The sequence below is a fragment of the Pseudomonas sp. GW821-FHT07G06 genome (assembly GCF_058986625.1).
Map to the genome: position 1 here is coordinate 231057 of NZ_JBYSVW010000008.1, position 22936 is coordinate 253992.

Here is a 22936-nt window from a genome sequence, read left to right on the forward strand (position 1 = left end):
GATCGTGATGGATGCCTGACCTCGTCCTCGACGAGGTCAGGCACCTGAAAACGGGGGTGTGGTGCCAGGTACTGCGCTATCGGATTTATTCGTTTTCACTGACGGTTTCCTGCCTTTCTCCTTCCAATGGTCTGTCCTGTTCTACGCATTGTTGTTTGCCGGTTGTCCGGCTTGATCAATGACCGTCAACCTTTGCGAGACGGGATCGTAGGCAATGTAAAAGGCAGAGCAGTGCTTCCTGGTCTGTCTGGAATGTTTGAGTGCACTGGCCTTCAGTAAAGTCTCTGAAATGGCACAAGTGACAAACACAATCACGTACGCCATTTTTTCCCGCGGCTTCTGGATTTTTTCCAGCAGCGTTTCAAATTCGACCTCCTTGCTCATACCGCGTGTATCAACGATGCACAGGTCTTTTACAAATTCCGGTAATTGAAGTTGATGGTGAGCGAAGACGGTGCTGTGCAGACCAATCTCCGTTGGCGGGTCCTGTGCACCGCGGGGCGACCGAGCTGGCTGCTGGCCATTCGTTGAGGTTTCCATAGCGGAATGCGCGGACGACTTCCCGGACACTTTCTTTTCCGACCGCCCAGCATCTACCATCGCCTTCATGAAATGTTTTCCCTTTTCAAAATCGGAAGGCGCATACAGTGATCGGTAGTTGAAGTTGAGTGTCGCGAAAAAAAGCAAAAGTAAATAAAACGGAAAGCTGATCAAAAACCAGACATAGAGTTCTCTTTCCTCTTGGTCAAGGAAGGGGAGAGAAACAGCGGCCGAAGCTTCAGAGAGTGTTGCGAATATCGCAATGATTGTCATTGGGTTGGTGATCAGCTTTCTGTCATGTTCTGTGCTCATGTTGAGTTCTCATTTCTTGAATGGTTTTTGAGGTTTTTTTGATGTGGTTGTTTTAGTTCCTTTTGATGATCGTTGGTGATGCTTTAATGATTACTCAAAAAATATAATTTGCTGTAAGGATAATTGGATACTAGTTGTGTGATGTTTCTGGAGTGAATGTTTGGCGCGAAAATGTCAGGTAGATTTTTAACGTAGAAATAGATACTTGTGGTTGTCAGGGCGTGGCCGTTCACGTTGGCTTTTAGAAAATTCTGGTCGTAAATCGACAGAGCCGATTGCTGAAAACTGCGCCACCATGACGTTGATACAGTTTTCAACTCATTCTGTTCGAGGGATTTTTGTAGGAGAAATCCGTGTTGTTTGTAGGGTATGTCTCTTGGTGTGGGTGGTTGGAAGGGGCGACATGCCATGGGTGAAACGACTAGGCTATTGTGCGGGCTCTAAAAATTCGAACAGCGAAAATTGGACTTGCCCATGAATAAAGTGCTGATCGTGGATGATCACCCCGTCATTCGTCTTGCGGTACGTATGCTAATGGAACGTCATGGCTACGAAGTTATTGCAGAAACCGATAATGGTGTGGATGCACTGCAACTAGCCCGTGAACTTGCTCCGGATATCGTCATTCTGGATATCGGGATTCCGAAGCTGGACGGGTTGGAAGTCATCGCGCGTTTGTCTTCGACCTCGATGCCGATGAAAGTGCTGATTCTGACTTCCCAGGCCCCGGGGCATTTTTCCATGCGTTGCATGCAGTCCGGTGCGGCCGGTTATGTCTGCAAACAACAAGACCTGACGGAGTTGCTCAGTGCAATAAAGGCCGTATTGTCAGGCTACAGTTACTTTCCCAATCAAGCCTTGCATACCGTGCGTTGCAGTTTGGGGAACGCCAGTGAGGCCGACATGGTTGATCGGTTGTCGGGGCGGGAAATGATGGTCCTGCAGCAATTGGCCAGAGGGAAGACCAATAAGGAAATTGCCGATGGAATGTTTCTCAGCAATAAAACAGTCAGTACTTACAAGACCCGTCTGTTGCTCAAACTCAATGCAAGGTCCCTGGTCGATTTGATCGAACTGGCACAACGCAATGGCCTGGTGTGATGGCGTATCTGCGCGACAAGGGGCGTTTAGCGGAGTATGGCACTTAAAAAAAAAGCCTCCGTTTCGGGAGGCTTTCAGGTGTCATAAGTCAAAATCGTAGTCGGCCAATTGCTTTTGCAGTCGGCGCTCCTCCAGCAGATTGTCGATGGTGCGGCGTTTGCTCAGATTAGTTTTCGCTACTTCAACCACCGGCTCGGCGTCATCGGTTTCGGCGGTGGTGAAGTCGTCTTCTACGTCCAATTGCTCTTTGCCAGTACTCATTTAGTTGCTCCAGGCTAAGAAGGCCTTTGGCGCTCCTTATATCGACAATCTCCCGGCGGGTAAAAAAGATTTTTTCAATCGATAATTCAATAATCCCAATAGCGCCTCAATCGTCGGAGGTTTTGTGCTTGTATTCGCACAAGTCCTCGATCCGGCAGCTTCCGCATCGGGGCTTGCGGGCGAGGCAGACATAGCGGCCGTGAAGGATCAGCCAGTGATGGGAGTCGAGCAGGTACTCCCTGGGCACGAATTTCATCAGTTTTTTCTCGACCTCCACCACATTCTTGCCGGGCGCAATGCCCGTGCGATTGCTGACCCTGAAAATGTGCGTGTCGACAGCCATGGTCAGCTGACGGAATGCCGTATTGAGTACCACATTGGCGGTTTTGCGGCCGACGCCGGGCAGCGCTTCCAGCTCTTCGCGGGTTTGCGGTACTTCACCGGCATGACGCTCGACCAGCAAGCGGCAGGTTTCGATCACGTTTTTCGCTTTGCTGTTGTACAGGCCGATGGTCTTGATGTACTCCGACAGTCCCTCGACTCCCAGGGCATGGATCGCTGCCGGGGTATTGGCAACCGGGAACAGCTTGGCGGTGGCCTTGTTGACGCCGACATCGGTTGACTGCGCCGAGAGAATCACGGCAATCAGCAATTCGAACGGTGAGGAATAGGCCAGTTCGGTCTTGGGTTCCGGGTTGTCTTCGTGCAGCCTGCGGAAAATTTCCAGACGTTTTGCGGCATTCATGGGCAGTGCGTTTCCTCGTAGGCAATCAATGGGTGGGTTTGGGGCGCCAGGCCTGCCAGGCGGCGATCAGCAGTCCGAGCAGAATGAACCCGCCAGGGACCAATGTGGCCAGGCGCAGACCGCCATCGGCCACCAGCACCCAGCCTTGCCAGTCAGTTTGCGTTGCACCGGACAGCCACGATAGTCGGTTTCCGAGGGTCGCGTTGCCGATGAGTTCGCGCAGCAGTCCCATAGCGATCATCAACGTGACAAACAGGCCACTGAGTCCCAGGCGCTGGCGCCAGCCGTTCTGAAAGAACCCGGATTGCTCCAGTACGACGCATTGCAAGGCGATCATGGCGCCATAAAACCCCAGATGTTGCTGCCATTGCAGCGACCAGGCTTGTGCCATGAGTTCCGCGCAACTGGTGAGTGTGGCGGCCAACAGAACGCTGGCCGGCAAGCGGGCCGCCGGGACCAGTCGGGATCGCAGGGCGCCCATGGCCAGGCTGAACAACTGGGTCACCAGCATGAACATCAGGCACAGGCCAAGTGCAGCCATCAGCGAGTGGGTGGCACCGATCAGCGGCGTCAGCATCAGGGCGTTGCGCAGCGTCGATGAGTTATCCATGGGCAGGGTCCCCGAGCAGTTGTTGCCGGTGTTCATCAAAGTAGCGCAAGGCATCGTGCACGGCATTGATCACTGCTCTTGAGGTGATGGTCGCGCCTGCGATCTGATCGAACTGCCCCTGATCCTTTTTCAGCGCCCAACCGCTGTCAGCGGGTTCTGTTCGGGATTTTCCGGAAAAAACCTGCAGCCAGTCATTGGGCCAGTCGGCGATCCGTGCCCCCAGTCCAGGTGTTTCCGACTGTTTGAGGGTTTTGACGCCCAGCAACCTGCCATTGGCGTCGACAGCGATCATCAGCTCGATGGCGCCGGCGTAGCCAAGGGTTTGACTGCGCAGCAACACCGCGATGGGCTGGTCGCCCCGGGTCGCCAGATAGCCACCCAGCAAGGTGCTGTTTGCCAGGGTGGTTGTTTCGATCCCGATGGGGTGGTCGAGTGGTTGATTGTCGTAGCTGTCTGGCGGTATCAGGTCCAGCAGCTTCCGGCTGTCGAGCAGGCGCTGTTCGGCTGCAATGCGCGGCGCGCTGCCGAGTTGCACGAAGTACGTCACACCCATGCCGAGCGCGGCCAAAAACACCAGAAGCGTGACGCTTGATGTCCGGCTCATGACGCCTCCGGCTGTTGTCTGGCCGCCACCAACCGCTCCAGCGCCGGCACGCAAAGGTTCATCAACAGCACGGCAAAGGCGATGCCGTCCGGATAGCCGCCCCAGGTACGAATCAGATAAGTCAGGAGCCCGACGCCGACGCCGAACAGCAATTTCGCCCCAGGGCTTCTGGCGCCGGACACCGGTTCGGTAATGATGAAGAACGCCCCCAGCATGGTCGCACCGGTCAGCAGGTGAAACAGCGGCGAGCCATGGGAGTCGGAGCCCGACCCGTTCCAGCACAGCAGGCTGATGACGAACAGGCTGGCCAGCATGCCGACCGGTGCATGCCAACTGATCACTCTTCGTTGCAGGAGAAACATTCCGCCCGCCAGAAACGCCAGGTTCACCCACTCCACACCGCGTCCGCCGTAGTGGCCGAATGCCGGATTGCCGGCAAACAGTTCATCCATGGTCAGGCTTTTGTTGATCCGCAGGCTGTCCAGTGCCGTGGCCTGTACCCACGCATCCGGTGCCTGGCCGAATCCGAACACTTGCTGCAAGCCACTCAACAGGTCCATGCCATGGGGCGATGGCCAATGGGTCATGGGTTGGGGAAAGGCCACCAGCACCAGAGCAAATCCGAGCATCGCCGGATTGAAGGGATTTGAGCCAACGCCGCCATATAAGTGCTTGCCGAAAATCATCGCAAAGGCGGCTGCGCTGAGGGTCAGCCACCATGGGCAGTAAGGCGGCAGCGCCAGCGCCAGCAAGGTGGCACTGACCAACGCGCTACCGTCACTCAGGGTTGGCCTCAGCGGTCGTTTGCGCCATTGCACGACGGCAGCTTCAACGGCCAGCGCAACAGCGGCCGCCAGAACCAGGTTGATCAACACGCCCCAGCCGTATAGCCAGAACGCGGCGAGCAGTCCCGGCAGCGTGGCCAGCAGCACCAGCTTCATGGCCTGCTGCAGGCGCTCATCAACGGTTTCAAGGGCTGGCATGGGCGTTCACCTGGCGTTCGGCTTCGCCGAGTGCGCGCTCCAGGGCTTCGATGTGCTCCGCCGGTGCTTCGTTGGCCTGAGCCTTCTTGAGTTCGGCACGGCGCATGGCCAACTGGATCTTGGCCCGTTTCAGATCGGCATCATTTGACGACACCGTTGCGACTGTAGGCGCAGGGGCTGGTGGCGCGGCGTTTTCCAGTTGCGCCAGGTTTTGTTCGGCGTCTTCGAACTGCTGTTGCAGGACAATCAACTGCGATTGCTGTTCGAAGGTCGGTGGATGTCCGAAGGCTTTCAGCGATTTGTGCAGCTGTGCCCGACTCATCGCCACATCGATCTTCGCCTTTTTCAGCGCGGCATCGGCATTGGCGGCTTTCTGTGCGCGGACGCGCTCGAGGGCGGCCTGTACCGGGTCGACTGCCGCTTCGCTAGGTTGCGTGGCACGTTGCCGAGCCTGGCGTTCGGCGATTTTCTGTTGCTCTTCGCGCTGCAACCGGGCATTGCGCTGTTCGAAGCGGCGCCGCGCGTGATCGCGCTTGAGGGCACGGGCCTGCCGCGCTTGCGGTGTGAGGGCCAGGCCCCCGACTACCGGCAATACAGTGTCCAGCGGCAGCGGGCGCATTTCGATGCAGTCCACCGGGCAGGGTGCTACGCAGAGGTCGCAACCGGTGCACTCATCGATGATCACCGTGTGCATCAGCTTGGCCGCCCCCACAATGGCATCGACCGGGCAGGCCTGAATGCACTTGGTGCAACCGATACACTCGGCTTCGCGGATATAGGCGATCTGTGCAGGTGCCGAGCCGCGAGTGATGTCGAGCTCCAGCACCGGCACCTTCAGCAACTCGGCCAGGGCCGCGATGGTTTCCTTGCCGCCGGGCGGGCACTTGTTGATCGGCTCGCCGCTGGCAATGCCTTCGGCGTACGGCTTGCACCCGGGGTGGCCGCACTTGCCGCATTGGGTTTGCGGCAAGAGTGCGTCGATGAGTTGAATCAGACTCATGTTTTGATCAGTCCGCTGAATCCGAGAAAAACCACTGCGATCAGGCCGGCACCGATCAGGTCGATCGGCAGGCCGCGAAAGGGCAGGGGCACATCGTTGTCGGTCGTGCGTTCACGCAAATCAGTGAACAGGCTCAACACCAGCCAGAAGCCCAGTCCTGCGCCGAGGCTCAAGGCTGTGGCGTGAAAGAAACCCTTGTCATCCTGAGCGTTGAGCAAGGCCACGCCGAGCACGCCGGCATTGCCCAGCAACAATGGCCAGAGGCCTTCGAACGGCAGTGTCGAAAACACCCGCGCCAGCAGCTTCAGCAACGGGCTAATCAGCAGCACGCTCAATGGTAGAAACACAAACAGGCGCAGCGCCGTCAATTGCAGCGGCTCCAGCAGCCAGTGGTAGAACGCGTAGCCGAGCATGCCTACGATCAGCATCAGGCATGTCGTCGCAATGCCCAGGGCATGGACCTGACGGCGCTGGCCGGCCAACAGTGGATCGACGCCCAGCGGCCAGTGCAACACGAGGTTGTTGATCAGGGCGGCGCTGATAAGCGTCAGAAGCGTTTCGGTCATGATCGTCCATATCCGATGCTGGATAACTCTGTAGGAGCTGCCGCAGGCTGCGATCTTTTGATCTTGCTCTTACAAAAGCCAAGATCAAAAGATCGCAGCCTGCGGCAGCTCCTACAGGAGTCAGTATGGGCCAGACATGAAAATCCCACAGTCGCGCCAGGCACGACTGTGGGATCGATTTGCCGCAGATCTTACTTGATGCGCTGACCCGGCTTGGCGCCGCTGTCAGGGCTGAGCAGGTAGATCTCTTCACCGCCAGGACCGGCTGCCATCACCATGCCCTCGGAGATGCCGAACTTCATTTTCCGTGGCTTGAGGTTGGCGATCATCATGGTCAGGCGGCCATCGAGCTTGGACGGATCCGGGTAAGCGCTCTTGATCCCGGAGAACACGTTGCGTTGCTCGTCACCGATGTCCAGGGTCAGGCGCAGCAGCTTGTCGGCGCCTTCCACGTGTTCGGCCTTGACGATCAGCGCGACGCGCAAATCGACTGCCGCGAAGGTGTCGAACTCGATTTCCGGCGACAGAGGATCCTTGGCCAGTTCGCCATTGCCGGCAGGTGCGGCTTCGCCGGTGTCGGTCTGGCTGGCGGTCAGGTCTTCTTTCGAGGCGTCGGTCATGGCTTGTACCTTGACCGGGTCGATGCGGGTCATCAGCGGCTTGAACTCGTTCAACTGATGGTTGGCGAGCAAGGTCGCGTGGTCGTTCCAGGTCAGCGGTGCGACATTGAGGAACGCCTCGGCGTCGGCGGCCAGCAACGGCAGCACCGGCTTGAGGAAGATCACCAACTGGCGGAACAGGTTGACGCCGGTGGCGCAGATCGCCTGGACTTCATCCTGCTTGCCTTCCTGTTTGTTCAGCGACCACGGAGCCTTGTCGGCGATCCAGGCGTTGGCGCGGTCGGCCAGGCCCATGATCTCGCGCATGGCGCGGGCGAAGTCGCGGGCTTCGTAGGCGTCGGCAATGCCTGGCGCGGCGGCCAGGAAGGCTTCGGTCAACTCAGGTGCGGCGTTGGTGTCGACCATCACGCCGGCATTGCCTTTGTGAATGAACCCGGCGCAGCGGCTGGCGATGTTGACGACCTTGCCCACCAGGTCGGAGTTGACCTTCTGCACGAAGTCCTCGAGGTTCAGGTCGAGGTCGTCGACGCCACGGCCGAGCTTGGATGCGTAGTAATAGCGCAGGTATTCCGGCGACAGGTGATCCAGGTAGGTGCGGGCCTTGATGAACGTGCCGCGGGACTTGGACATCTTCTGGCCGTTGACGGTCAGGTAGCCGTGCACGTTGATCCCGGTCGGCTTGCGGTAGCCGGCGCCTTCGAGCATGGCTGGCCAGAACAGGGCGTGGAAGTTGACGATGTCCTTGCCGATGAAGTGGTACAGCTCGGCGGTGGAGTCTTTGCCCCAGAACGCGTCGAAGTCCAGTTCCGGCGTGCGGTTGCACAGGTTCTTGAAGCTGGCCATGTAGCCGATCGGCGCATCCAGCCACACGTAGAAGTACTTGCCCGGCTCGTCGGGGATCTCGAAACCGAAGTACGGCGCATCGCGGGAGATGTCCCACTGTTGCAGGCCGGCATCCAGCCATTCGGCGATCTTGTTGGCCACGGCATCCTGCAGGGTGCCGCTGCGGGTCCAGGTTTGTAGCATTGCCTGGAAGTCCGGCAGCTTGAAGAAGAAGTGCTGGGAATCCTTGAGCACCGGAGTGGCGCCGGAGATCGCCGACTTCGGATCCTTCAGGTCGGTCGGCGCGTAGGTCGCGCCGCATTTTTCGCAGTTGTCGCCGTACTGGTCTTCGGTGCCGCATTTCGGGCAGGTGCCCTTGATGAAGCGGTCGGCCAGGAACATTTTCTTTTCCGGGTCGAAATACTGGGTGATCGAGCGCGTGGCGATGTGCCCGGCGTCACGCAGCTTCAGGTAGATCTGGCTCGACAGCTCACGGTTTTCTTCGGCGTGAGTGGAGTGGAAATTGTCGAAGTCGACCAGGAACTCGGCAAAGTCGGCGCTGTGTTCAGCCTGGACGTTGGCGATCAGTTGTTCCGGGGTGATGCCTTCCTTTTCCGCGCGCAGCATGATCGCCGAACCGTGGGCGTCGTCGGCGCAGACATAGATGCATTGATTGCCGCGGTGCTTCTGGAAGCGCACCCACATATCGGTCTGGATGTATTCCAGCATGTGGCCAAGATGGATCGAACCATTGGCATAGGGCAGGGCGCTGGTGACGAGGATCTTGCGTGGCTCGGACATGGGGCTCGGCTACTTGATGAAACGGAGGTCGGCCACTATAAAGCGCTGGCGCATATTTTTCATCCTGTGAGCCTGTTTCATTGGATGAGTAACAGGGGAAAGATCAAAAGATCGCAGCCTTCGGCAGCTCCTACAGGGGGCTCTTGTAGGAGCTGCCGAAGGCTGCGATCTTTTGAGGTACGATACCCATCATCTTTTCCAGTCCCGTTTTCGGAGTTGCCCATGAGCGCCGTCAATCGCGCAGCGGTGGAAGCCGTCCTTCGCCAATACACCGACCCTTACCTGAACCAGGACCCGGTCAGCGCCGGGTGCGTGCGCAACATCGACATCCAGGGCGACCGCGTCAGCGTCCAGCTCGAATTGGGTTACGCCGCCGGTCTGTTCAAGAGCGGCTGGGCGCAGATGCTGGAAATGGCCATTCAAGGTCTGGATGGCGTGTCGAGTGCCAAAGTTGATATCACCAGCGTGATTGCCGCGCACAAGGCCCAGGCGCAGATCCCGGGGCTGGCCAACGTCAAGAACGTGGTGGCCGTGGCGTCCGGCAAGGGCGGCGTGGGCAAATCCACCACAGCGGCCAACCTGGCCCTGGCCCTGGCCCGCGAAGGCGCCAAGGTCGGGATTCTCGATGCGGACATCTACGGTCCGAGCCAGGGCATCATGTTTGGTATCCCGGAGCGCACCCGACCTGAGGTCAAGGAGCAGAAATGGTTCGTTCCGCTCAAGTCCCATGGCGTCGAAGTGATGTCCATGGCCTTCCTCACCGATGACAACACACCGATGGTCTGGCGTGGTCCGATGGTCTCCGGCGCCTTGCTGCAACTGGTGACCCAAACCGCGTGGGGCGACCTGGATTACCTGGTCATCGACATGCCACCGGGTACCGGTGACATCCAGCTGACCCTGGCGCAGAAAGTGCCGGTGGCCGGTGCAGTCATCGTGACCACCCCGCAGGACCTGGCTTTGCTGGACGCGCGCAAGGGCGTGGAAATGTTCCGCAAGGTCAACATTCCGGTACTGGGCGTGGTGGAAAACATGGCCGTGCACATCTGCTCCAACTGCGGACATGCCGAGCATCTGTTCGGTGAGGGCGGTGGCGTGAAGCTGGCCAACCAGTATGGCGTCGAGCTGCTGGCCTCGTTGCCGCTGTCGATGGTCATCCGCGAGCAGGCCGATGGCGGCAAGCCTACGGTGATCGCCGAGCCTGACAGCCAGATCGCCATGGTTTACCAGGAGCTGGCCCGTCATGTCGGTGCGCGGATCGTACTGCAGGAAGCTTTGACGCCGGCGATGCCGAACATCAGCATCAGCGACGATTGATTCCTGTTAAAAGATCGCAGCCTGCGGCAGCTCCTACAGGGGATTGATGTTCACCCTGTAGGAGCTGCCGCAGGCTGCGATCTTTTGATCTTGCTTTAAATCCGCAATCCGCCATCCATCTCCAGAATCCGACCGGTGTAATAGTCGTTCTCGAAGATGTACGCCGCCGAATGGGCGATCTCTTCCGGCTTGCCCATGCGCTTGAGCGGAATGCCGGCGGTCATCTTCTCCAGCGCTTCAGGCTTCATACCCAGGGTCATCTCGGTTTCGATGAAGCCCGGTGCAATGCCGGCCACGCGAATGCCGTAGCGCGCCAGTTCCTTGGCCCAGGTCACGGTCGCCGCAGCGACACCGGCCTTGGCCGCCGAGTAGTTGGTCTGGCCGACGTTGCCGGCACGGGAAATCGACGAGATATTGATGATCGCGCCGCTGTTGTTCAGCTCGACCATTTTCGCCGCGACTTCACGGGTGCACAGGAACACGCCGGTCAGGTTGACGTCGATGACCGCCTGCCACTGGGTCAGGCTCATCTTGGTCATTTCGCCATCCTTGACCTTGAGCAACAGGCCGTCACGCAGGATCCCGGCATTGTTGATCAGGCCGTGGATCGCGCCGAAGTCTTCGGCGACCTGGGCGACCATGTGGGTCACTTGCTCTTCGTTGGCGACGTTGCACAGGTAAGCTCGGGCTTCGACACCCTTGGCCTTGCAGGCCGCGACGGCAGCGTCGAGTTTTTCCTGATTGAGGTCGACCAGGGCGAGTTTCGCGCCCTTGCCGGCGAAATACTCGGCCATGGAACGACCTAAACCCTGGCAACCGCCAGTGATAATGATTACTTTGTCAGTGAGTTGCATTCGCATGTCCCCCGGTAGCAGGTCTGAGTGGTTTCCTTGTAGAGAGCCTCTCGATCTGCGCCTGACGTGGCCCGGCTACACATGAGAACTGCCCCCGATGGCATGCTGGGACTTTCACCAGCAGCTTGTCCGTTTTTATGACGGATTCTATATAAGGAGTCATAAATTGAGCGTTGAAGCGGCTAAGCATGCACGAGAATTGCTCCTCAAGGAATACCGTGGAGTGCTCTCGACGCACTCCAAGTCAATGCCCGGTTTTCCGTTCGGCTCCGTGGTTCCCTACTGTCTGGACGAGCAGGGCCGGCCGCTGATCCTGATCAGCCGCATCGCCCAGCACACCCATAATCTGCAGAAAGACCCGAAATGCTCGCTGTTCGTGGGCGAGCGTGGGGCTGAGGATGTCCAGGCCGTCGGTCGCCTGACCTATCTGGCTGAAGCGCAGCAACTCGAAGACGAAGCCGCCATCGAAGTCGCCTCCGAGCGTTACTACCGCTACTTCCCGGAGTCGCAGGGTTATCACAAGGCCCACGATTTCGACTTCTGGGTGCTCAAGCCGGTGCGCCACCGTTACATCGGCGGGTTTGGGGCGATTCATTGGGTCAACGACCTGACCCTGGCCAACCCGTTCGCCGGCAAGGCCGAAGTGAGCATGGTCGAGCACATGAACGCGGATCACGCCAAGGCCATCGCCCATTACGTCGAACTGGCCGGGCTGCCGAACAACGTGCCGGCGCAAATGGCCGGTATCGATACCGAAGGCATGCACCTGCGTATCGGCCAGAGCCTGTACTGGTTGCCGTTTCAAGCGCCTTGTAATACGCCGACACAAGTCCGCGAGGCCTTGGTTTCTCTGGCTCACGCTGAACATTGGCCGAAAAATGAAGTGGCCGACGCTTGAATTCACGAAACGGCGACGTCATCTAAGGTGAACTGGCAAGGCATTCTTGCGTTGAGGAACCATTTGATGCGCCCTTTTTTGTTGCTCTTTCTGCTGTTCCCGGTGTTGGAGCTGTTCGTATTCGTCAAGGTGGCAGGGTCCATCGGGTTTTTCCCGGCCCTGCTGCTAATCATTCTCGGCTCGATGTTCGGTGTGTTCGTGCTGCGCATCGCCGGCCTGGCCACGGCCCTGCGAGCCCGTGAAAGCCTGAACCGCGGCGAGTTGCCGGCCCAGACCATGCTCGAAGGCCTGATGCTGGCATTGGCCGGTGGCCTGCTGATTCTTCCGGGTTTCATCAGTGATGTGATCGGCCTGTTCCTGCTGCTGCCGTTCAGTCGCCGTCTGCTGGCGGGCAAGATGCGCCAGCGCGCCGAAGAGCAGGCCATGCGTCAGCGAGCGTTCGCCGACGACCTCCAGGCCCGTGGCGGTCCAGCCCCCCGCGAGCCTTTGGGGCGTGAACCGAATGTGATCGAAGGCGAGTTCGAACACCGCGATACCAAGTAAAACGCACATCGACACGGCACCTTCGGGTGCCGTGTTCGTTTGCGGGGCACCGACCTGAAAAATTTTCGCTCCCCGCCCTTGTAATAAGCTTATGCGCCCTTATGTAACGGTCACCGCAAGGTTTCTGGCGAACACGCCAGACAGACTTCCGCGGTTCGCTTGACGAACCGCAACCGGCACCGCCGGCCTTTGTTAAACCCGCCGGGACTACACCGGCCGATGAAAACCACAATTAGGAGAGATCGACAATGAAGCTTCGTCCTCTGCATGACCGCGTCGTCATCCGTCGCAGCGAAGAAGAAAAGAAAACCGCTGGCGGTATCGTCCTGCCAGGTTCGGCTGCTGAAAAAGCCAACAGCGGCGAAATCCTCGCTGTAGGCACCGGCCGCGTACTGGAAAACGGTGAAGTGCGTGCACTGTCCGTGAAAGTGGGCGACAAGGTTGTGTTCGGTCCTTACTCCGGCAGCAACACTGTGAAAGTCGACGGCGAAGACCTGCTGGTAATGAGCGAGAACGAAATCCTCGCCGTTATCGAAGGCTGATTCCCCGCTCATTTTCCCGCTACTTCAAAGTATTTAAGGAATATCGATCATGGCTGCTAAAGAAGTTAAATTCGGCGATTCCGCCCGCAAGAAAATGCTCACCGGTGTCAACGTCCTGGCTGACGCAGTAAAAGCGACCCTGGGCCCGAAAGGCCGTAACGTGATCATCGAGAAGAGCTTCGGCGCTCCGACCATCACCAAGGACGGCGTTTCCGTAGCCAAAGAAATCGAACTGGAAGACCGTTTCGAAAACATGGGCGCGCAGCTGGTCAAAGACGTTGCCTCCCGTGCCAACGATGACGCAGGCGACGGCACCACCACCGCTACCGTTCTGGCTCAGTCGATCGTCAACGAAGGCCTGAAAGCCGTCGCTGCCGGCATGAACCCGATGGACCTCAAGCGCGGTATCGACAAAGCGACCATCGCGATCGTCAAAGAGCTGAAAGCCCTGTCCAAGCCATGCGCCGACACCAAGGCTATCGCTCAGGTAGGCACCATCTCCGCCAACTCCGACAACTCCATCGGCGACATCATTGCCGAAGCCATGGAAAAAGTCGGTAAAGAAGGCGTGATCACTGTTGAAGAAGGCTCGGGCCTGGAAAACGAACTGTCGGTTGTTGAAGGCATGCAGTTCGACCGTGGCTACCTGTCCCCGTACTTCGTCAACAAGCCAGAGACCATGGTCGCTGAGCTGGACGGCCCGCTGATCCTGCTGGTCGACAAGAAGATCTCGAACATCCGCGAAATGCTGCCAGTGCTGGAAGCCGTTGCCAAAGCCGGCCGTCCACTGCTGATCGTGGCCGAAGACGTTGAAGGCGAAGCCCTGGCGACTCTGGTTGTGAACAACATGCGTGGCATCGTCAAAGTCGCAGCCGTCAAGGCTCCAGGCTTCGGCGACCGTCGCAAGGCCATGCTGCAGGACATCGCCGTTCTGACCGGCGGTACCGTGATCTCCGAAGAGATCGGCCTGAGCCTGGAAAGCGCAACCCTGGAAAACCTGGGCAGCGCCAAGCGCGTGACCCTGTCCAAGGAAAACACCATCATCGTTGACGGTGCTGGCGTACACGGCGACATCGAAGCACGCATCGCTCAGATCCGTGCCCAGGTTGCCGAGACTTCCTCGGACTACGACCGTGAAAAACTGCAAGAGCGTCTGGCCAAGCTGTCCGGCGGCGTTGCCGTGATCAAGGTTGGCGCTGGTTCCGAAGTTGAAATGAAAGAGAAGAAAGCCCGCGTTGAAGACGCCCTGCACGCTACCCGTGCAGCCGTTGAAGAAGGCGTGGTACCTGGCGGTGGCGTGGCCCTGATCCGTGCTCTGGAAGCACTGACCGAACTGAAAGGCGACAACGCCGATCAGGACGTGGGTATCGCTGTTCTGCGTCGCGCTGTTGAAGCGCCACTGCGCCAGATCGTTGCCAACTCCGGCGACGAGCCAAGCGTAGTCGTCGACAAGGTCAAGAACGGCGAAGGCAGCTTCGGCTACAACGCTGCGACTGGCGAATACGGCGACATGATCGAAATGGGCATCCTGGACCCAACCAAGGTTACCCGTTCGGCTCTGCAAGCTGCAGCCTCGATCGGCGGTCTGATCCTGACCACCGAAGCTGCTGTTGCTGATGCACCGAAGAAAGACGGCGGTGCTGGCGGCGGTATGCCAGACATGGGCGGTATGGGCGGCATGGGCGGCATGATGTAAGCCAGCCTTACCCCTGTACGAAAAAACCCCGCCTGCGAAAGCAGGCGGGGTTTTTTATTGCCAGTCAAAAGATCGCAGCCTTCGGCAGCTCCTACAGAGGAATGCGATCCCCTGTAGGAGCTGCCGAAGGCTGCGATCTCTTGATCTTCTCAGGCGCTGACCGGTGCCGCTTCGGTTCTCTGCTCAGTCTTTAATGCCGGCCGATACAGAATCCAGTAATACGACCCCAGGCAAATCAGCCAGCAGAACACCGCCGTCCACACGTTGTGCGAGAAGAAGTGCGCCCCCTGCATCATCCGGCCGATGGAAAACACCGAACCCAGGGCAAATGCAAAGACAAATGCCGCACGGGCCATGCGCGGGCGACGGTCACGCAGCACGAAGAACAACGCAAACAGGGTGAAACCGGTCGCAGCATGGCCGCCGGGCCAGCAGCGACCGGGCTTTTCGGTGGCCGGGCGCGGGCTGAGCAATTCGCTATAGGTTTCATGACCGCCGAATTGCTCCAGGCTCCATGGGCATTGCACCGCCGTCACCGCTTTCATCGGCGTGACAAACGACGTCGCCAGTCCCAGCGAGAGCACCAGGCAACCCAGTTCCCGCTTGAACGGTTTGAGCCTGGCCATGAAAAACGAGGCGATGAAGCCGAGGATGGCAAACACCGAGAAGGCGATGACTACCTGCTTGGCGCGATCGTGCAGGATATCCTCGAGGAAGTAACTGTGGCGTCCGATGAATTCCCCGGCGACCGGGTCGTAAAACAGCCTGGCCAGGTCCATGTCCAGACTGGTCAATTCAAGCAACACCAGAATGATCGCGGCAACGGCAGGGACTCCAAGGCACACCCAGAAATTGAGCGGACGAGGAGCGGGGCGGGCGAGGGTCGAAACCATGCGAGTTCCTTGGTCGGTAAAGTGTTGTGAAAGGCGCAGCCGCGCAGAGTTTGAACCCGATTATGTCGTCAACGTGTGAGTCGATAGTGAAAAAGTCGTTAATGCCGCAAACGTTTGATTACAACGGTTACAGCAGCACGCAATCCTAGCCCTGAGCCACACTTGGCCTTAAGCTGCGCGGGCCATGACGGCCGTTACTGTGGACGGAGAGACACCCATGCGAATTCTATTGGTTGAAGACAACCGCGATATCCTGGCCAACCTGGCCGATTACCTGGGGCTCAAAGGCTATACCGTGGATTGCGCGCAGGATGGTCTGTCGGGCCTGCATCTGGCGGCCACCGAGCATTACGACTTGATCGTGCTCGATATCATGCTGCCCGGCATCGATGGATACACCCTGTGCAAGCGCCTGCGCGAAGATGCCCGGCGCGAAACGCCGGTGATCATGCTCACGGCCCGCGATCAACTGGACGACCGTCTGCAAGGCTTCAAGTCCGGCGCCGATGATTACCTGATCAAGCCGTTTGCCCTGTCTGAACTGGCGGCGCGTATCGAGGCGGTCATGCGCCGGACCCAGGGCGGCGGGCGGCGGACCTTGCAGGTCGGCGACCTGAGCTATGACCTCGACACCCTGGAAGTCACCCGCGAAGGCCGATTACTGAAACTCAACCCGGTCGGCTTGAAGTTGCTGGCCGTGTTGATGCAGAAAAGCCCTCATGTGCTGCGCCGTGAAATTCTTGAAGAGGCCCTGTGGGGGGACGACTGTCCGGACAGCGACAGCCTGCGCAGCCATGTCCACCAACTGCGCCAGGTGATCGACAAGCCGTTCGCCAAACCGTTGTTGCAAACGGTTCACGGCGTGGGGTATCGCTTGGCCGAGGGGCGTGATGGAGTTTAAGCAGAGCCTTTCCCAACGCATCATCATTGCCTTTGCGCTGATGAGCGCCCTGGTGGCGGGGGCCTTTGCCATGGGCATCGTGGCGACCGTGCACCTGGTGGAGGAAAAACTGATTTCGGCAGGCCTGGGCGGTGATTTGCAGCGCCTGTTGCTGATGGACAATGTCACGGACTGGAGCCATCGCCCCGAACCGGACCAATTGTTCTACTTCAGCAACGGGCCAGGCGATTTCAGGTTGCCCAAGGATTTGCGCCATCTGGAGCCGGGTTTTCACGAAGTCTTCCGTGAAAACCTGTCGTACCACGCCATGGTCGAAATCGTCGACGGCCGACGTTACGTGCTGTTGCAGGACCAGAGCGACTTCGAAGAGCGCGAGCGGGTGCTGTTTGCCGTGGTGCTGGTGGGTTTCGTACTGAGCCTGGCGCTGGCGGTGTTTCTCGGCTGGGTCCTGGCACGCAAGGTCATGGCGCCGGTGGTGCGGCTGGCCCGGCAGGTACGCCATCGCGATCAACTGCTCGGCCTGGCCCCCCCTTTGGCCCCGGATTATGCCGCCGACGAAGTGGGCGAATTGGCCGTGGCCTTCGACGCTACCCTCGGGCGCTTGCGTCAGGCCCTGACCCGTGAGCGCTTGTTTACCAGCGACGTCAGCCACGAATTGCGTACGCCCCTGATGATATTGGCCAGTTCCTGCGAGTTGTTGCTGGAAAACCCTGGTCTCGATCAGCGCGGCCGCGCCCAGGTCGAACGCATCGCCCGGGCCTGTGAAGAAATGCGTGAGCTGGTGCAAACCTTCCTCATGCTGGCCCGTGCCCAGCGCGAAGACGCTGGCATGTCGCCGCAACAGCCCCTGGGCCAGGTAGCCGAGGGCCTGGTCGGTCTGTGGCGCGAGCCCATTGAAAGCAAAGGGTTGAAGCTGATCTTCGAACCGGGCAACCCTGAGGCCGGGAGTTACAACGCGACGCTCCTGCACGCGGTGATGGGTAACTTGCTGCGCAATGCCTTGCATTACACGGAACGGGGCTTCATTCGCCTGAGCCTGACGGGCACGGGATTTCTGGTCGAAGACAGCGGTGTGGGCATTCCCGAGGAAAAACGCGAGGCGATGTTTGAACCCTTCGTCCGGGGCACTGAAAAACGCGGGGAAGGCTTGGGCCTGGGGCTTTCACTGGTGCAGCGGATCTGTGAAAACCAGGGCTGGAGCGTCAGCCTGACGACGATGGAACCCAGTGGCTGCCGTTTTCAGGTGGAGCTGTCCCGAACTTGATCTGTTGAGTCAGTCGTGCAGAAAACCCTATCAATTCAGTAAAACCCTGTAATAATTCCGGGTTTCCCATAACGATATTTTCACAAATGGATGACCAGTCACCGACACCACGAAATCTAAGGTAGTTGCATCAGAAGTTCAGGAGACCTGATGATGGACGGCCCGATCAAACTCGATTTTTCAGAGAAGTACGACGATCAGCACGCGCAGCGCTATTTGCGTAAACACCAGGAAGGTCTCGGCCGTCGATTGTCCCATTGGCGTGACGAACAACTGGCGCGCAAGGCGCTGGCCCTGGTTGGCGAGCCTGGTCTGGTCCTCGATTTGCCTTGTGGTGCAGGGCGTTTCTGGCCCTTGTTGGCGGAAAAATCCAACCGTGTAATCATCGGTGCCGATAACTCGGAGTCCATGCTGAAGGTCGCCACCCAGGCGCAACCGGCCGATGTGGTGAAGCGGGTACAACCCTTGCACACGTCCGCATTCGACATCGCCTTGCCGGACAACGCCGTCGACAGCATTTTTTGCATGCGCTTGCTCCACCACATCGGTGACGCCGGGCATCGCATGGCCATCTTGCGTGAGTTCGAGCGGGTTTGCCGCGACAGCGTGATCATTTCGCTGTGGGTCGATGGCAACTTCAAGGCCTGGAAACGCAAGCGTTCGGAGAAATCCCGTGGGCAGGAAGGTTACCAGAACCGGTTTGTATTACCGGCCGCTACCGTAGAGAAGGAATTTGAGCAGGCGGGTTTCCGAATCCAGGAACAACTGGACTTTTTGCCGCTCTATGCCATGTGGCGAGTTTACGTATTACGCAAGAGGTAACAGGATGGCAGTGCAGTGTGCAGCAGAAACGGAAGTCGTTCCCCAGGACCGCTTCGATTACTTCTGGAATCAGCGCGGTGAATGGGTAGAAGAACCCAACGTCCGTCGCGGCGGGGAAAGCGGCGTTCAACGCCTGATGGGCAGTGATGGTCAACTGCTCTACGTCAAGCGCCAGACCGGGCATATCCATCGTAGCTTGCAGCATCCTTTCGGGCGGCCTACGGTCATGCGCGAGCATGTCGCGCTCACCGGTGTGACCGCGCTTGGCGTACGGGTTCCGGAAATCGTTTTCTGTGGGGCACAGCGCGATCCTGTGCACAAGTGGCGTGCCCTGCTGGTCACCAAGTCGCTGGACGGCTTCGAGGAAATCGATCGCTGGTACGCCGGTGGCGGTCGCGAGCGTCATGGTGAAGCCATTAACGAACGAGTGCTCAAGGACCTGGCTGAAAACCTGGCTCGCATGCACAAGGGCCGCTGGCAGCACGGTTGCCTTTACGACAAGCACGTATTCGTTCGCGTGACCGGTGAGGGCGAGGCGGCCAAGGTCGAAGTGGCGCTGATCGATCTGGAAAAATGCCGCCAGCGTTTGACCGCCAATCGCGCAGCTGTCCATGACTTGAAGCAATTGCGTCGCCACTCGTCGTTCAGCGAGGCAGACTGGAAAAAGCTCGTCTACTTTTATGAGGCGGCGTTTGGCAGCGCTATCAAGGGTTTATAGCGATGAAACTCGAAATTGCACGAGGTTTGTTTCTGGTAGGAGCCTTGGCAGTTGCATCGATCGCGATGGCAGCCTGGGAGCAACCACGCCCCCAGGTTCTCAGCTCGATAAACGCAGAAGAACATTGTCCGTTGCCGCGGGTTGCGAAGGCATCCGTGGCCACTCGGCCCGATCATGATTTGTTGCTTTTCATGTTCGGACTTTCTCAGGGATTGAGGCCGCAAAGTTGAACCGATTGAAGCCAAAATGAAAGGCCTCGCACTTGCGAGGCCTTTTTTTTGGTTCTTCACCCATTCCCGGGAACACCAATATAGGGTTTCCGGGTTGCCCACTGCGCAGAGCCTCCCCCCGTTGGTGGTGCATGCATACCCCTGTAGGAGCTGCCGAAGGCTGCGATCTTTTGATCTTGATCTTCAGCAATCTCCGGATCGCAAAAGCAAGATCAAAAGATCGCAGCCTTCGGCAGCTCCTACAGGTTTCTCTGCGTCAGGGCTTATCCGGTTTGGCCAGCATCGTGTAGATGCAAGGCAGCACAAACAGGGTGAACAATGTGCCGATCGACATGCCGGTCGCGATGACCGTGCCGATGTCGAACCGGCTGACCGCGCCAGCACCGGTGGCGATGATCAATGGCACCATGCCGAACACCATCGCCGCGGTGGTCATCAACACCGGACGCAGGCGGATGGCCGCCGCTTCCTCCACGGCTTCCCGTGCCGTCAGGCCCTTGTCCTTGCGTAGCTGGTTGGCGAACTCGACGATCAGAATGCCGTGCTTGCTGATCAGCCCGATCAGCGTCACCAGCCCGACCTGGGTATAGATGTTCATGCTCGACCACCCCAGGAACAGCGGAATCAACGCACCGCAGATGGACAGGGGCACGGTGACCAGGATCACCAGCGGGTCGCGGAAGCTTTCGAACTGGGCCGCCAGTACCAGGAAAATGATCGCCAGTGCCAGGGCAAAGGTGACCCACAGGGCGCTGCCTTCCTGCACGTACTGCCTCGACGCGCCGGCGTAGTCGAAGGCAAAACCGACCGGTGCCTCTTCCCGGGCGATCTGGCGCACGAGGTCGATGGCTTCCCCCATGCTCACCAGCGGCACACCGGACAGGATGGCCGAGTTGAGTTGCTGGAACTGGTTCAGCTGTCTCGGTCGAGCGCGGTCGGTGACCGTGATCAGGGTCGACAATGCCAACAGCTCGCCCTGGGTGTTTTTCACGTAGTAATTGTTCAGCCAGTCCGGATTGTCGCGGAACGCTCGCTCGACCTGGGCAATGACCTTGTAGCTGCGACCTTCGATGGTGAATCGGTTGATCTCGCCTTCACCCAGCAGGGTTGCCAGGGTTCCCCCCAGATCCTGCATGGAAACCCCCATCTGCGCGGCCTTGGCGCGGTCGATATCCACCACCACTTCCGGCTTGTCGAAGGCCAGGTCAACGTCGACAAATGCAAACTTGCCGGATTCCATCGCCCGTTTCTTTACCCGGTCGACCACTTGCAGCAGCAGTTCGTAATCGTTGGAGGAGTTGATGACGAACTGGAACGGTAAGCCTTCGCCGGTGCCTGGCAGGGACGGCAGGTTGAAGCCGAAAATCTGCAACCCCGGGATCTTTTCCAGTTTGGCCTGCACCTCGGGCAGGATCTCCATTTGCGTGCGACTGCGATCGTCCCATGGCTTGAGCAGGAAACCGCCGATGCCCGATTGCACGCCGTTGAATCCGTTGATCTGGAACGATGAGTAGTATTCGGGAAACGCCTTGAAGATCGAGATGAATTCGTCGGTGTAGGTGTTCAGGTAGTCGAGGTTGGTCGGTTGCGGGGCGTTGGCCATCATGAAAATGATGCCCTGGTCCTCATCCGGCGCCAGCTCCGATTGGGTGAATTTGAGAAAGACCGGAATCAGGCACAACACGATCACGGCGAATACCAGCACCACCGGCCGGGTGTTGAGGGTGCCGTGGAGCATGCTCTGGTAGCGGCGCTTGAGGCGTTCGAAAATCATGTCCAGGCGATGGGCCAGGCCACTGGGGTTCTCGTCGTGACGCAGCAGAAACGCACACATCATCGGTGACAGGGTCAGGGCGACGATGCCGGAAATCACCACCGCGCCGGCCAGGGTCAAGGCGAACTCCTTGAAGAGCGCCCCGGTCAGGCCGGTCAGGAAGCCGATCGGCGCATACACCGCCGCCAGGGTGATGGTCATCGAGATCACCGGCATGGCGATTTCCCGGGCGCCTTCAATGGCGGCGTCGAACGGTGTCTTGCCTTCCTCGATGTGGCGATGAATGTTTTCCACCACCACGATGGCGTCGTCCACCACCAGGCCGATGGCCAACACCATCGCCAGCAGGGTGAGCAGGTTGATCGAGTACCCCATCATCTGCATGAAGAACATGACACCGATCATCGACAGCGGGATGGTCACCACGGGGATCACCACCGAGCGCAGGGCGCCAAGGAACAGGAACACCACCACGATCACGATCAGCACCGCTTCGAACAGCGTTTTCACCACTTCGTCGATCGAGGCCTGGATGAACAGCGTGGCGTCGTAGGCGATTTCACCCTTGAGGTTCGGCGGTAGCTGGGCCTCAAGGTCCGGCATGATCTTGCGCACTTCCTTGATCACTTCCAGCGGGTTGGCGCCGGGCGTCGCCTTGATACCGATGTACACCGAAGGTGTGCCACCGAACGAGCTGATGGAGTCGTAGTTTTCCGCACCCATTTCCACACGCGCCACATCGTGCAGCAGTACACGGCTGTCGCCATCGACCTTGAGCGGAATCGCCCCGAAGGCCTCGGCGGACTTGAGTTCGGTATTGGCGTTGATGCTGGTGACCACGTATTCGCCTTTCACCTCGCCGGCGGCCGAGAGGAAGTTGTACTGGCGCACCGCGTTGGTCACATCGCTGGCACTGAGGCCGAAACCCGCGAGCTTCACCGGATCCAGCCACAGGCGCATGGCAAATACCTGGTTGCCGAGGATTTCGGCCTCGGCCATGCCGGGCAAGGTCGCCAGTTTGGGCTGGATCACCCGCGACAGGTAATCGGTAATCTGCGGGTTGCTCAATTCCTTGCTGAAGAAGCTCATGTACATCAGCACTGACGCATCGGCAGATTCTTTGCTCAGCACCGGGTCTTCTGCGTCCTGGGGCAGCTGGTTCTTGACCTCGTTGGCCTTGGCCAGCAGTTCGGTAAACAGACGGTCGCTGTTGGAGCCGACGCGCGCGTAGATCGAGATCACCGAAAAGTTCTGGCGACTCACCGAGGTCATGTAGTCGATACCCTCGGCGCTGGCGAGGCTTTGCTGCATCGGTTGGGTAATGTAGCCCTGGATGGTCTCGGCGTTGGCTCCGGGGTAGGCGGTGGTCACCGTGATCAGGGCGTTTTCCATTTGTGGATACTGGCGCAGCGGCAGCTTGCTCCAGGCCTGGAAGCCCAGCAGCACAATCAGCAGGCTGACAACGGTTGCGAGAACCGGGCGGCGAATGAACGGATCGGTAAAAGCCATAGGGATTCCT

The 22936-nt window shown here is 58.8% G+C and carries 23 protein-coding genes; 11 read left to right on the forward strand and 12 right to left on the reverse strand.

Features of this window, described 5'->3' with window-relative positions; genetic code table 11:
* Nucleotides 1-141: 141 nt before the first annotated feature.
* Entirely contained in the window at nt 142-852 is a 711-nt protein-coding gene (locus tag AC3WJW_RS15775; RefSeq protein ID WP_493726629.1) for a hypothetical protein, read from the reverse strand.
* Between the two features lie 474 nt (nt 853-1326).
* Here AC3WJW_RS15775 and AC3WJW_RS15780 point away from each other — a divergent pair, with 474 nt between their 5' ends.
* A complete protein-coding gene (locus AC3WJW_RS15780) occupies nt 1327-1953 on the forward strand; it encodes a response regulator transcription factor (RefSeq protein ID WP_085724164.1) in 627 nt (208 codons plus the stop codon).
* A gap of 81 nt (nt 1954-2034) precedes the next feature.
* Here the strand turns inward: AC3WJW_RS15780 and AC3WJW_RS15785 are convergent, their stop codons facing one another.
* The 8 genes from AC3WJW_RS15785 to metG form a co-directional block, all read right to left on the reverse strand.
* Nucleotides 2035-2214, reverse strand: coding sequence for a PA3496 family putative envelope integrity protein (locus AC3WJW_RS15785; RefSeq protein ID WP_007972325.1), 180 nt, complete (start codon nt 2212-2214; stop codon nt 2035-2037).
* Between the two features lie 106 nt (nt 2215-2320).
* A complete protein-coding gene (nth, locus tag AC3WJW_RS15790) occupies nt 2321-2959 on the reverse strand; it encodes an endonuclease III (RefSeq protein WP_007972326.1) in 639 nt (212 codons plus the stop codon).
* A 25-nt stretch (nt 2960-2984) separates the two neighbouring features.
* A complete protein-coding gene (locus AC3WJW_RS15795) occupies nt 2985-3569 on the reverse strand; it encodes an Rnf-Nqr domain containing protein (RefSeq protein ID WP_493726630.1) in 585 nt (194 codons plus the stop codon).
* Nucleotides 3562-4173, reverse strand: coding sequence for an RnfABCDGE type electron transport complex subunit G (locus AC3WJW_RS15800; RefSeq protein WP_493726631.1), 612 nt, complete (start codon nt 4171-4173; stop codon nt 3562-3564). Before AC3WJW_RS15800 ends, AC3WJW_RS15795 begins: the two co-directional genes overlap by 8 nt.
* Entirely contained in the window at nt 4170-5156 is a 987-nt protein-coding gene (locus AC3WJW_RS15805) for an RnfABCDGE type electron transport complex subunit D (RefSeq protein WP_493726632.1), read from the reverse strand. The genes AC3WJW_RS15800 and AC3WJW_RS15805 overlap by 4 nt, the downstream gene beginning before the upstream one ends.
* Complete coding sequence (gene rsxB, locus AC3WJW_RS15810; protein ID WP_493726633.1) at nt 5143-6156, reverse strand: electron transport complex subunit RsxB; 1014 nt, start codon at nt 6154-6156, stop codon at nt 5143-5145. The genes AC3WJW_RS15805 and rsxB overlap by 14 nt, the downstream gene beginning before the upstream one ends.
* Nucleotides 6153-6722 carry an electron transport complex protein RnfA gene (locus AC3WJW_RS15815; RefSeq protein WP_493726634.1) on the reverse strand — a complete coding sequence of 190 codons (570 nt, stop codon included), beginning with the start codon at nt 6720-6722 and terminating at the stop codon, nt 6153-6155. Before AC3WJW_RS15815 ends, rsxB begins: the two co-directional genes overlap by 4 nt.
* A 191-nt stretch (nt 6723-6913) precedes the next feature.
* A complete protein-coding gene (gene metG / locus AC3WJW_RS15820) occupies nt 6914-8965 on the reverse strand; it encodes a methionine--tRNA ligase (RefSeq protein WP_095965459.1) in 2052 nt (683 codons plus the stop codon).
* A gap of 222 nt (nt 8966-9187) precedes the next feature.
* Between metG and apbC the strand changes: the two genes are divergently transcribed.
* Nucleotides 9188-10282, forward strand: coding sequence for an iron-sulfur cluster carrier protein ApbC (gene apbC, locus AC3WJW_RS15825; RefSeq protein WP_493726635.1), 1095 nt, complete (start codon nt 9188-9190; stop codon nt 10280-10282).
* Nucleotides 10283-10377: 95 nt separating this feature from the next.
* On the opposite strand, the gene AC3WJW_RS15830 is transcribed toward apbC, so the two are convergent.
* Nucleotides 10378-11136 (reverse strand): SDR family oxidoreductase, encoded by a 759-nt coding sequence (locus AC3WJW_RS15830; RefSeq protein ID WP_493726636.1) that lies wholly within the window; start codon nt 11134-11136, stop codon nt 10378-10380.
* 166 nt (nt 11137-11302) lie between these two features.
* Here AC3WJW_RS15830 and AC3WJW_RS15835 point away from each other — a divergent pair, with 166 nt between their 5' ends.
* The 4 genes from AC3WJW_RS15835 (at nt 11303) to groL (ending at nt 14815) form a co-directional block, all read left to right on the forward strand.
* Entirely contained in the window at nt 11303-12034 is a 732-nt protein-coding gene (locus AC3WJW_RS15835; RefSeq protein WP_493726637.1) for a HugZ family pyridoxamine 5'-phosphate oxidase, read from the forward strand.
* A 66-nt stretch (nt 12035-12100) separates the two neighbouring features.
* Nucleotides 12101-12577, forward strand: a complete 477-nt coding sequence (locus tag AC3WJW_RS15840; RefSeq protein ID WP_015096676.1) for an FxsA family protein — start codon at nt 12101-12103, stop codon at nt 12575-12577.
* Nucleotides 12578-12825: 248 nt separating this feature from the next.
* Nucleotides 12826-13119, forward strand: coding sequence for a co-chaperone GroES (locus AC3WJW_RS15845; RefSeq protein WP_007985847.1), 294 nt, complete (start codon nt 12826-12828; stop codon nt 13117-13119).
* A 49-nt stretch (nt 13120-13168) separates the two neighbouring features.
* Entirely contained in the window at nt 13169-14815 is a 1647-nt protein-coding gene (gene groL, locus AC3WJW_RS15850) for a chaperonin GroEL (protein WP_102698443.1), read from the forward strand.
* 149 nt (nt 14816-14964) lie between these two features.
* Here groL and AC3WJW_RS15855 read toward each other — a convergent pair whose 3' ends face one another.
* Nucleotides 14965-15708 (reverse strand): phosphatase PAP2 family protein, encoded by a 744-nt coding sequence (locus tag AC3WJW_RS15855; RefSeq protein ID WP_493726638.1) that lies wholly within the window; start codon nt 15706-15708, stop codon nt 14965-14967.
* 217 nt (nt 15709-15925) lie between these two features.
* On the opposite strand from AC3WJW_RS15855, the gene colR reads away from it, so the two are divergent.
* The 5 genes from colR (at nt 15926) to AC3WJW_RS15880 (ending at nt 19643) form a co-directional block, all read left to right on the forward strand.
* Entirely contained in the window at nt 15926-16609 is a 684-nt protein-coding gene (gene colR, locus AC3WJW_RS15860; RefSeq protein ID WP_007985839.1) for a two-component system response regulator ColR, read from the forward strand.
* Nucleotides 16599-17873 (forward strand): sensor histidine kinase, encoded by a 1275-nt coding sequence (locus tag AC3WJW_RS15865; RefSeq protein WP_493726639.1) that lies wholly within the window; start codon nt 16599-16601, stop codon nt 17871-17873. Before colR ends, AC3WJW_RS15865 begins: the two co-directional genes overlap by 11 nt.
* Before the next feature lie 153 nt (nt 17874-18026).
* Nucleotides 18027-18695: a class I SAM-dependent methyltransferase gene (locus AC3WJW_RS15870; protein WP_493726671.1), complete on the forward strand. Its 669-nt coding sequence runs from the start codon at nt 18027-18029 to the stop codon at nt 18693-18695.
* Nucleotides 18696-18699: 4 nt separating this feature from the next.
* Complete coding sequence (locus AC3WJW_RS15875; protein ID WP_493726640.1) at nt 18700-19413, forward strand: lipopolysaccharide kinase InaA family protein; 714 nt, start codon at nt 18700-18702, stop codon at nt 19411-19413.
* Between the two features lie 2 nt (nt 19414-19415).
* Nucleotides 19416-19643 (forward strand): hypothetical protein, encoded by a 228-nt coding sequence (locus tag AC3WJW_RS15880; RefSeq protein ID WP_493726641.1) that lies wholly within the window; start codon nt 19416-19418, stop codon nt 19641-19643.
* A 256-nt stretch (nt 19644-19899) separates the two neighbouring features.
* Here the strand turns inward: AC3WJW_RS15880 and AC3WJW_RS15885 are convergent, their stop codons facing one another.
* Nucleotides 19900-22926 (reverse strand): multidrug efflux RND transporter permease subunit, encoded by a 3027-nt coding sequence (locus tag AC3WJW_RS15885; RefSeq protein WP_493726642.1) that lies wholly within the window; start codon nt 22924-22926, stop codon nt 19900-19902.
* Nucleotides 22927-22936: the final 10 nt, after the last annotated feature.

Excerpts from the sequence above, each read along its gene's own strand:
- AC3WJW_RS15775 (WP_493726629.1), bottom strand. The coding sequence starts at position 852 with ATGAGCACAGAACATGACAGAAAGCTGATCACCAACCCAATGACAATC.
- AC3WJW_RS15780 (WP_085724164.1), top strand. The coding sequence starts at position 1,327 with ATGAATAAAGTGCTGATCGTGGATGATCACCCCGTCATTCGTCTTGCG.
- AC3WJW_RS15785 (WP_007972325.1), bottom strand. The coding sequence starts at position 2,214 with ATGAGTACTGGCAAAGAGCAATTGGACGTAGAAGACGACTTCACCACC.
- nth (WP_007972326.1), bottom strand. The coding sequence starts at position 2,959 with ATGAATGCCGCAAAACGTCTGGAAATTTTCCGCAGGCTGCACGAAGAC.
- AC3WJW_RS15795 (WP_493726630.1), bottom strand. The coding sequence starts at position 3,569 with ATGGATAACTCATCGACGCTGCGCAACGCCCTGATGCTGACGCCGCTG.
- AC3WJW_RS15800 (WP_493726631.1), bottom strand. The coding sequence starts at position 4,173 with ATGAGCCGGACATCAAGCGTCACGCTTCTGGTGTTTTTGGCCGCGCTC.
- AC3WJW_RS15805 (WP_493726632.1), bottom strand. The coding sequence starts at position 5,156 with ATGCCAGCCCTTGAAACCGTTGATGAGCGCCTGCAGCAGGCCATGAAG.
- rsxB (WP_493726633.1), bottom strand. The coding sequence starts at position 6,156 with ATGAGTCTGATTCAACTCATCGACGCACTCTTGCCGCAAACCCAATGC.
- AC3WJW_RS15815 (WP_493726634.1), bottom strand. The coding sequence starts at position 6,722 with ATGACCGAAACGCTTCTGACGCTTATCAGCGCCGCCCTGATCAACAAC.
- metG (WP_095965459.1), bottom strand. The coding sequence starts at position 8,965 with ATGTCCGAGCCACGCAAGATCCTCGTCACCAGCGCCCTGCCCTATGCC.
- apbC (WP_493726635.1), top strand. The coding sequence starts at position 9,188 with ATGAGCGCCGTCAATCGCGCAGCGGTGGAAGCCGTCCTTCGCCAATAC.
- AC3WJW_RS15830 (WP_493726636.1), bottom strand. The coding sequence starts at position 11,136 with ATGCAACTCACTGACAAAGTAATCATTATCACTGGCGGTTGCCAGGGT.
- AC3WJW_RS15840 (WP_015096676.1), top strand. The coding sequence starts at position 12,101 with ATGCGCCCTTTTTTGTTGCTCTTTCTGCTGTTCCCGGTGTTGGAGCTG.
- AC3WJW_RS15845 (WP_007985847.1), top strand. The coding sequence starts at position 12,826 with ATGAAGCTTCGTCCTCTGCATGACCGCGTCGTCATCCGTCGCAGCGAA.
- groL (WP_102698443.1), top strand. The coding sequence starts at position 13,169 with ATGGCTGCTAAAGAAGTTAAATTCGGCGATTCCGCCCGCAAGAAAATG.
- AC3WJW_RS15855 (WP_493726638.1), bottom strand. The coding sequence starts at position 15,708 with ATGGTTTCGACCCTCGCCCGCCCCGCTCCTCGTCCGCTCAATTTCTGG.
- colR (WP_007985839.1), top strand. The coding sequence starts at position 15,926 with ATGCGAATTCTATTGGTTGAAGACAACCGCGATATCCTGGCCAACCTG.
- AC3WJW_RS15865 (WP_493726639.1), top strand. The coding sequence starts at position 16,599 with ATGGAGTTTAAGCAGAGCCTTTCCCAACGCATCATCATTGCCTTTGCG.
- AC3WJW_RS15870 (WP_493726671.1), top strand. The coding sequence starts at position 18,027 with ATGGACGGCCCGATCAAACTCGATTTTTCAGAGAAGTACGACGATCAG.
- AC3WJW_RS15875 (WP_493726640.1), top strand. The coding sequence starts at position 18,700 with ATGGCAGTGCAGTGTGCAGCAGAAACGGAAGTCGTTCCCCAGGACCGC.
- AC3WJW_RS15880 (WP_493726641.1), top strand. The coding sequence starts at position 19,416 with ATGAAACTCGAAATTGCACGAGGTTTGTTTCTGGTAGGAGCCTTGGCA.
- AC3WJW_RS15885 (WP_493726642.1), bottom strand. The coding sequence starts at position 22,926 with ATGGCTTTTACCGATCCGTTCATTCGCCGCCCGGTTCTCGCAACCGTT.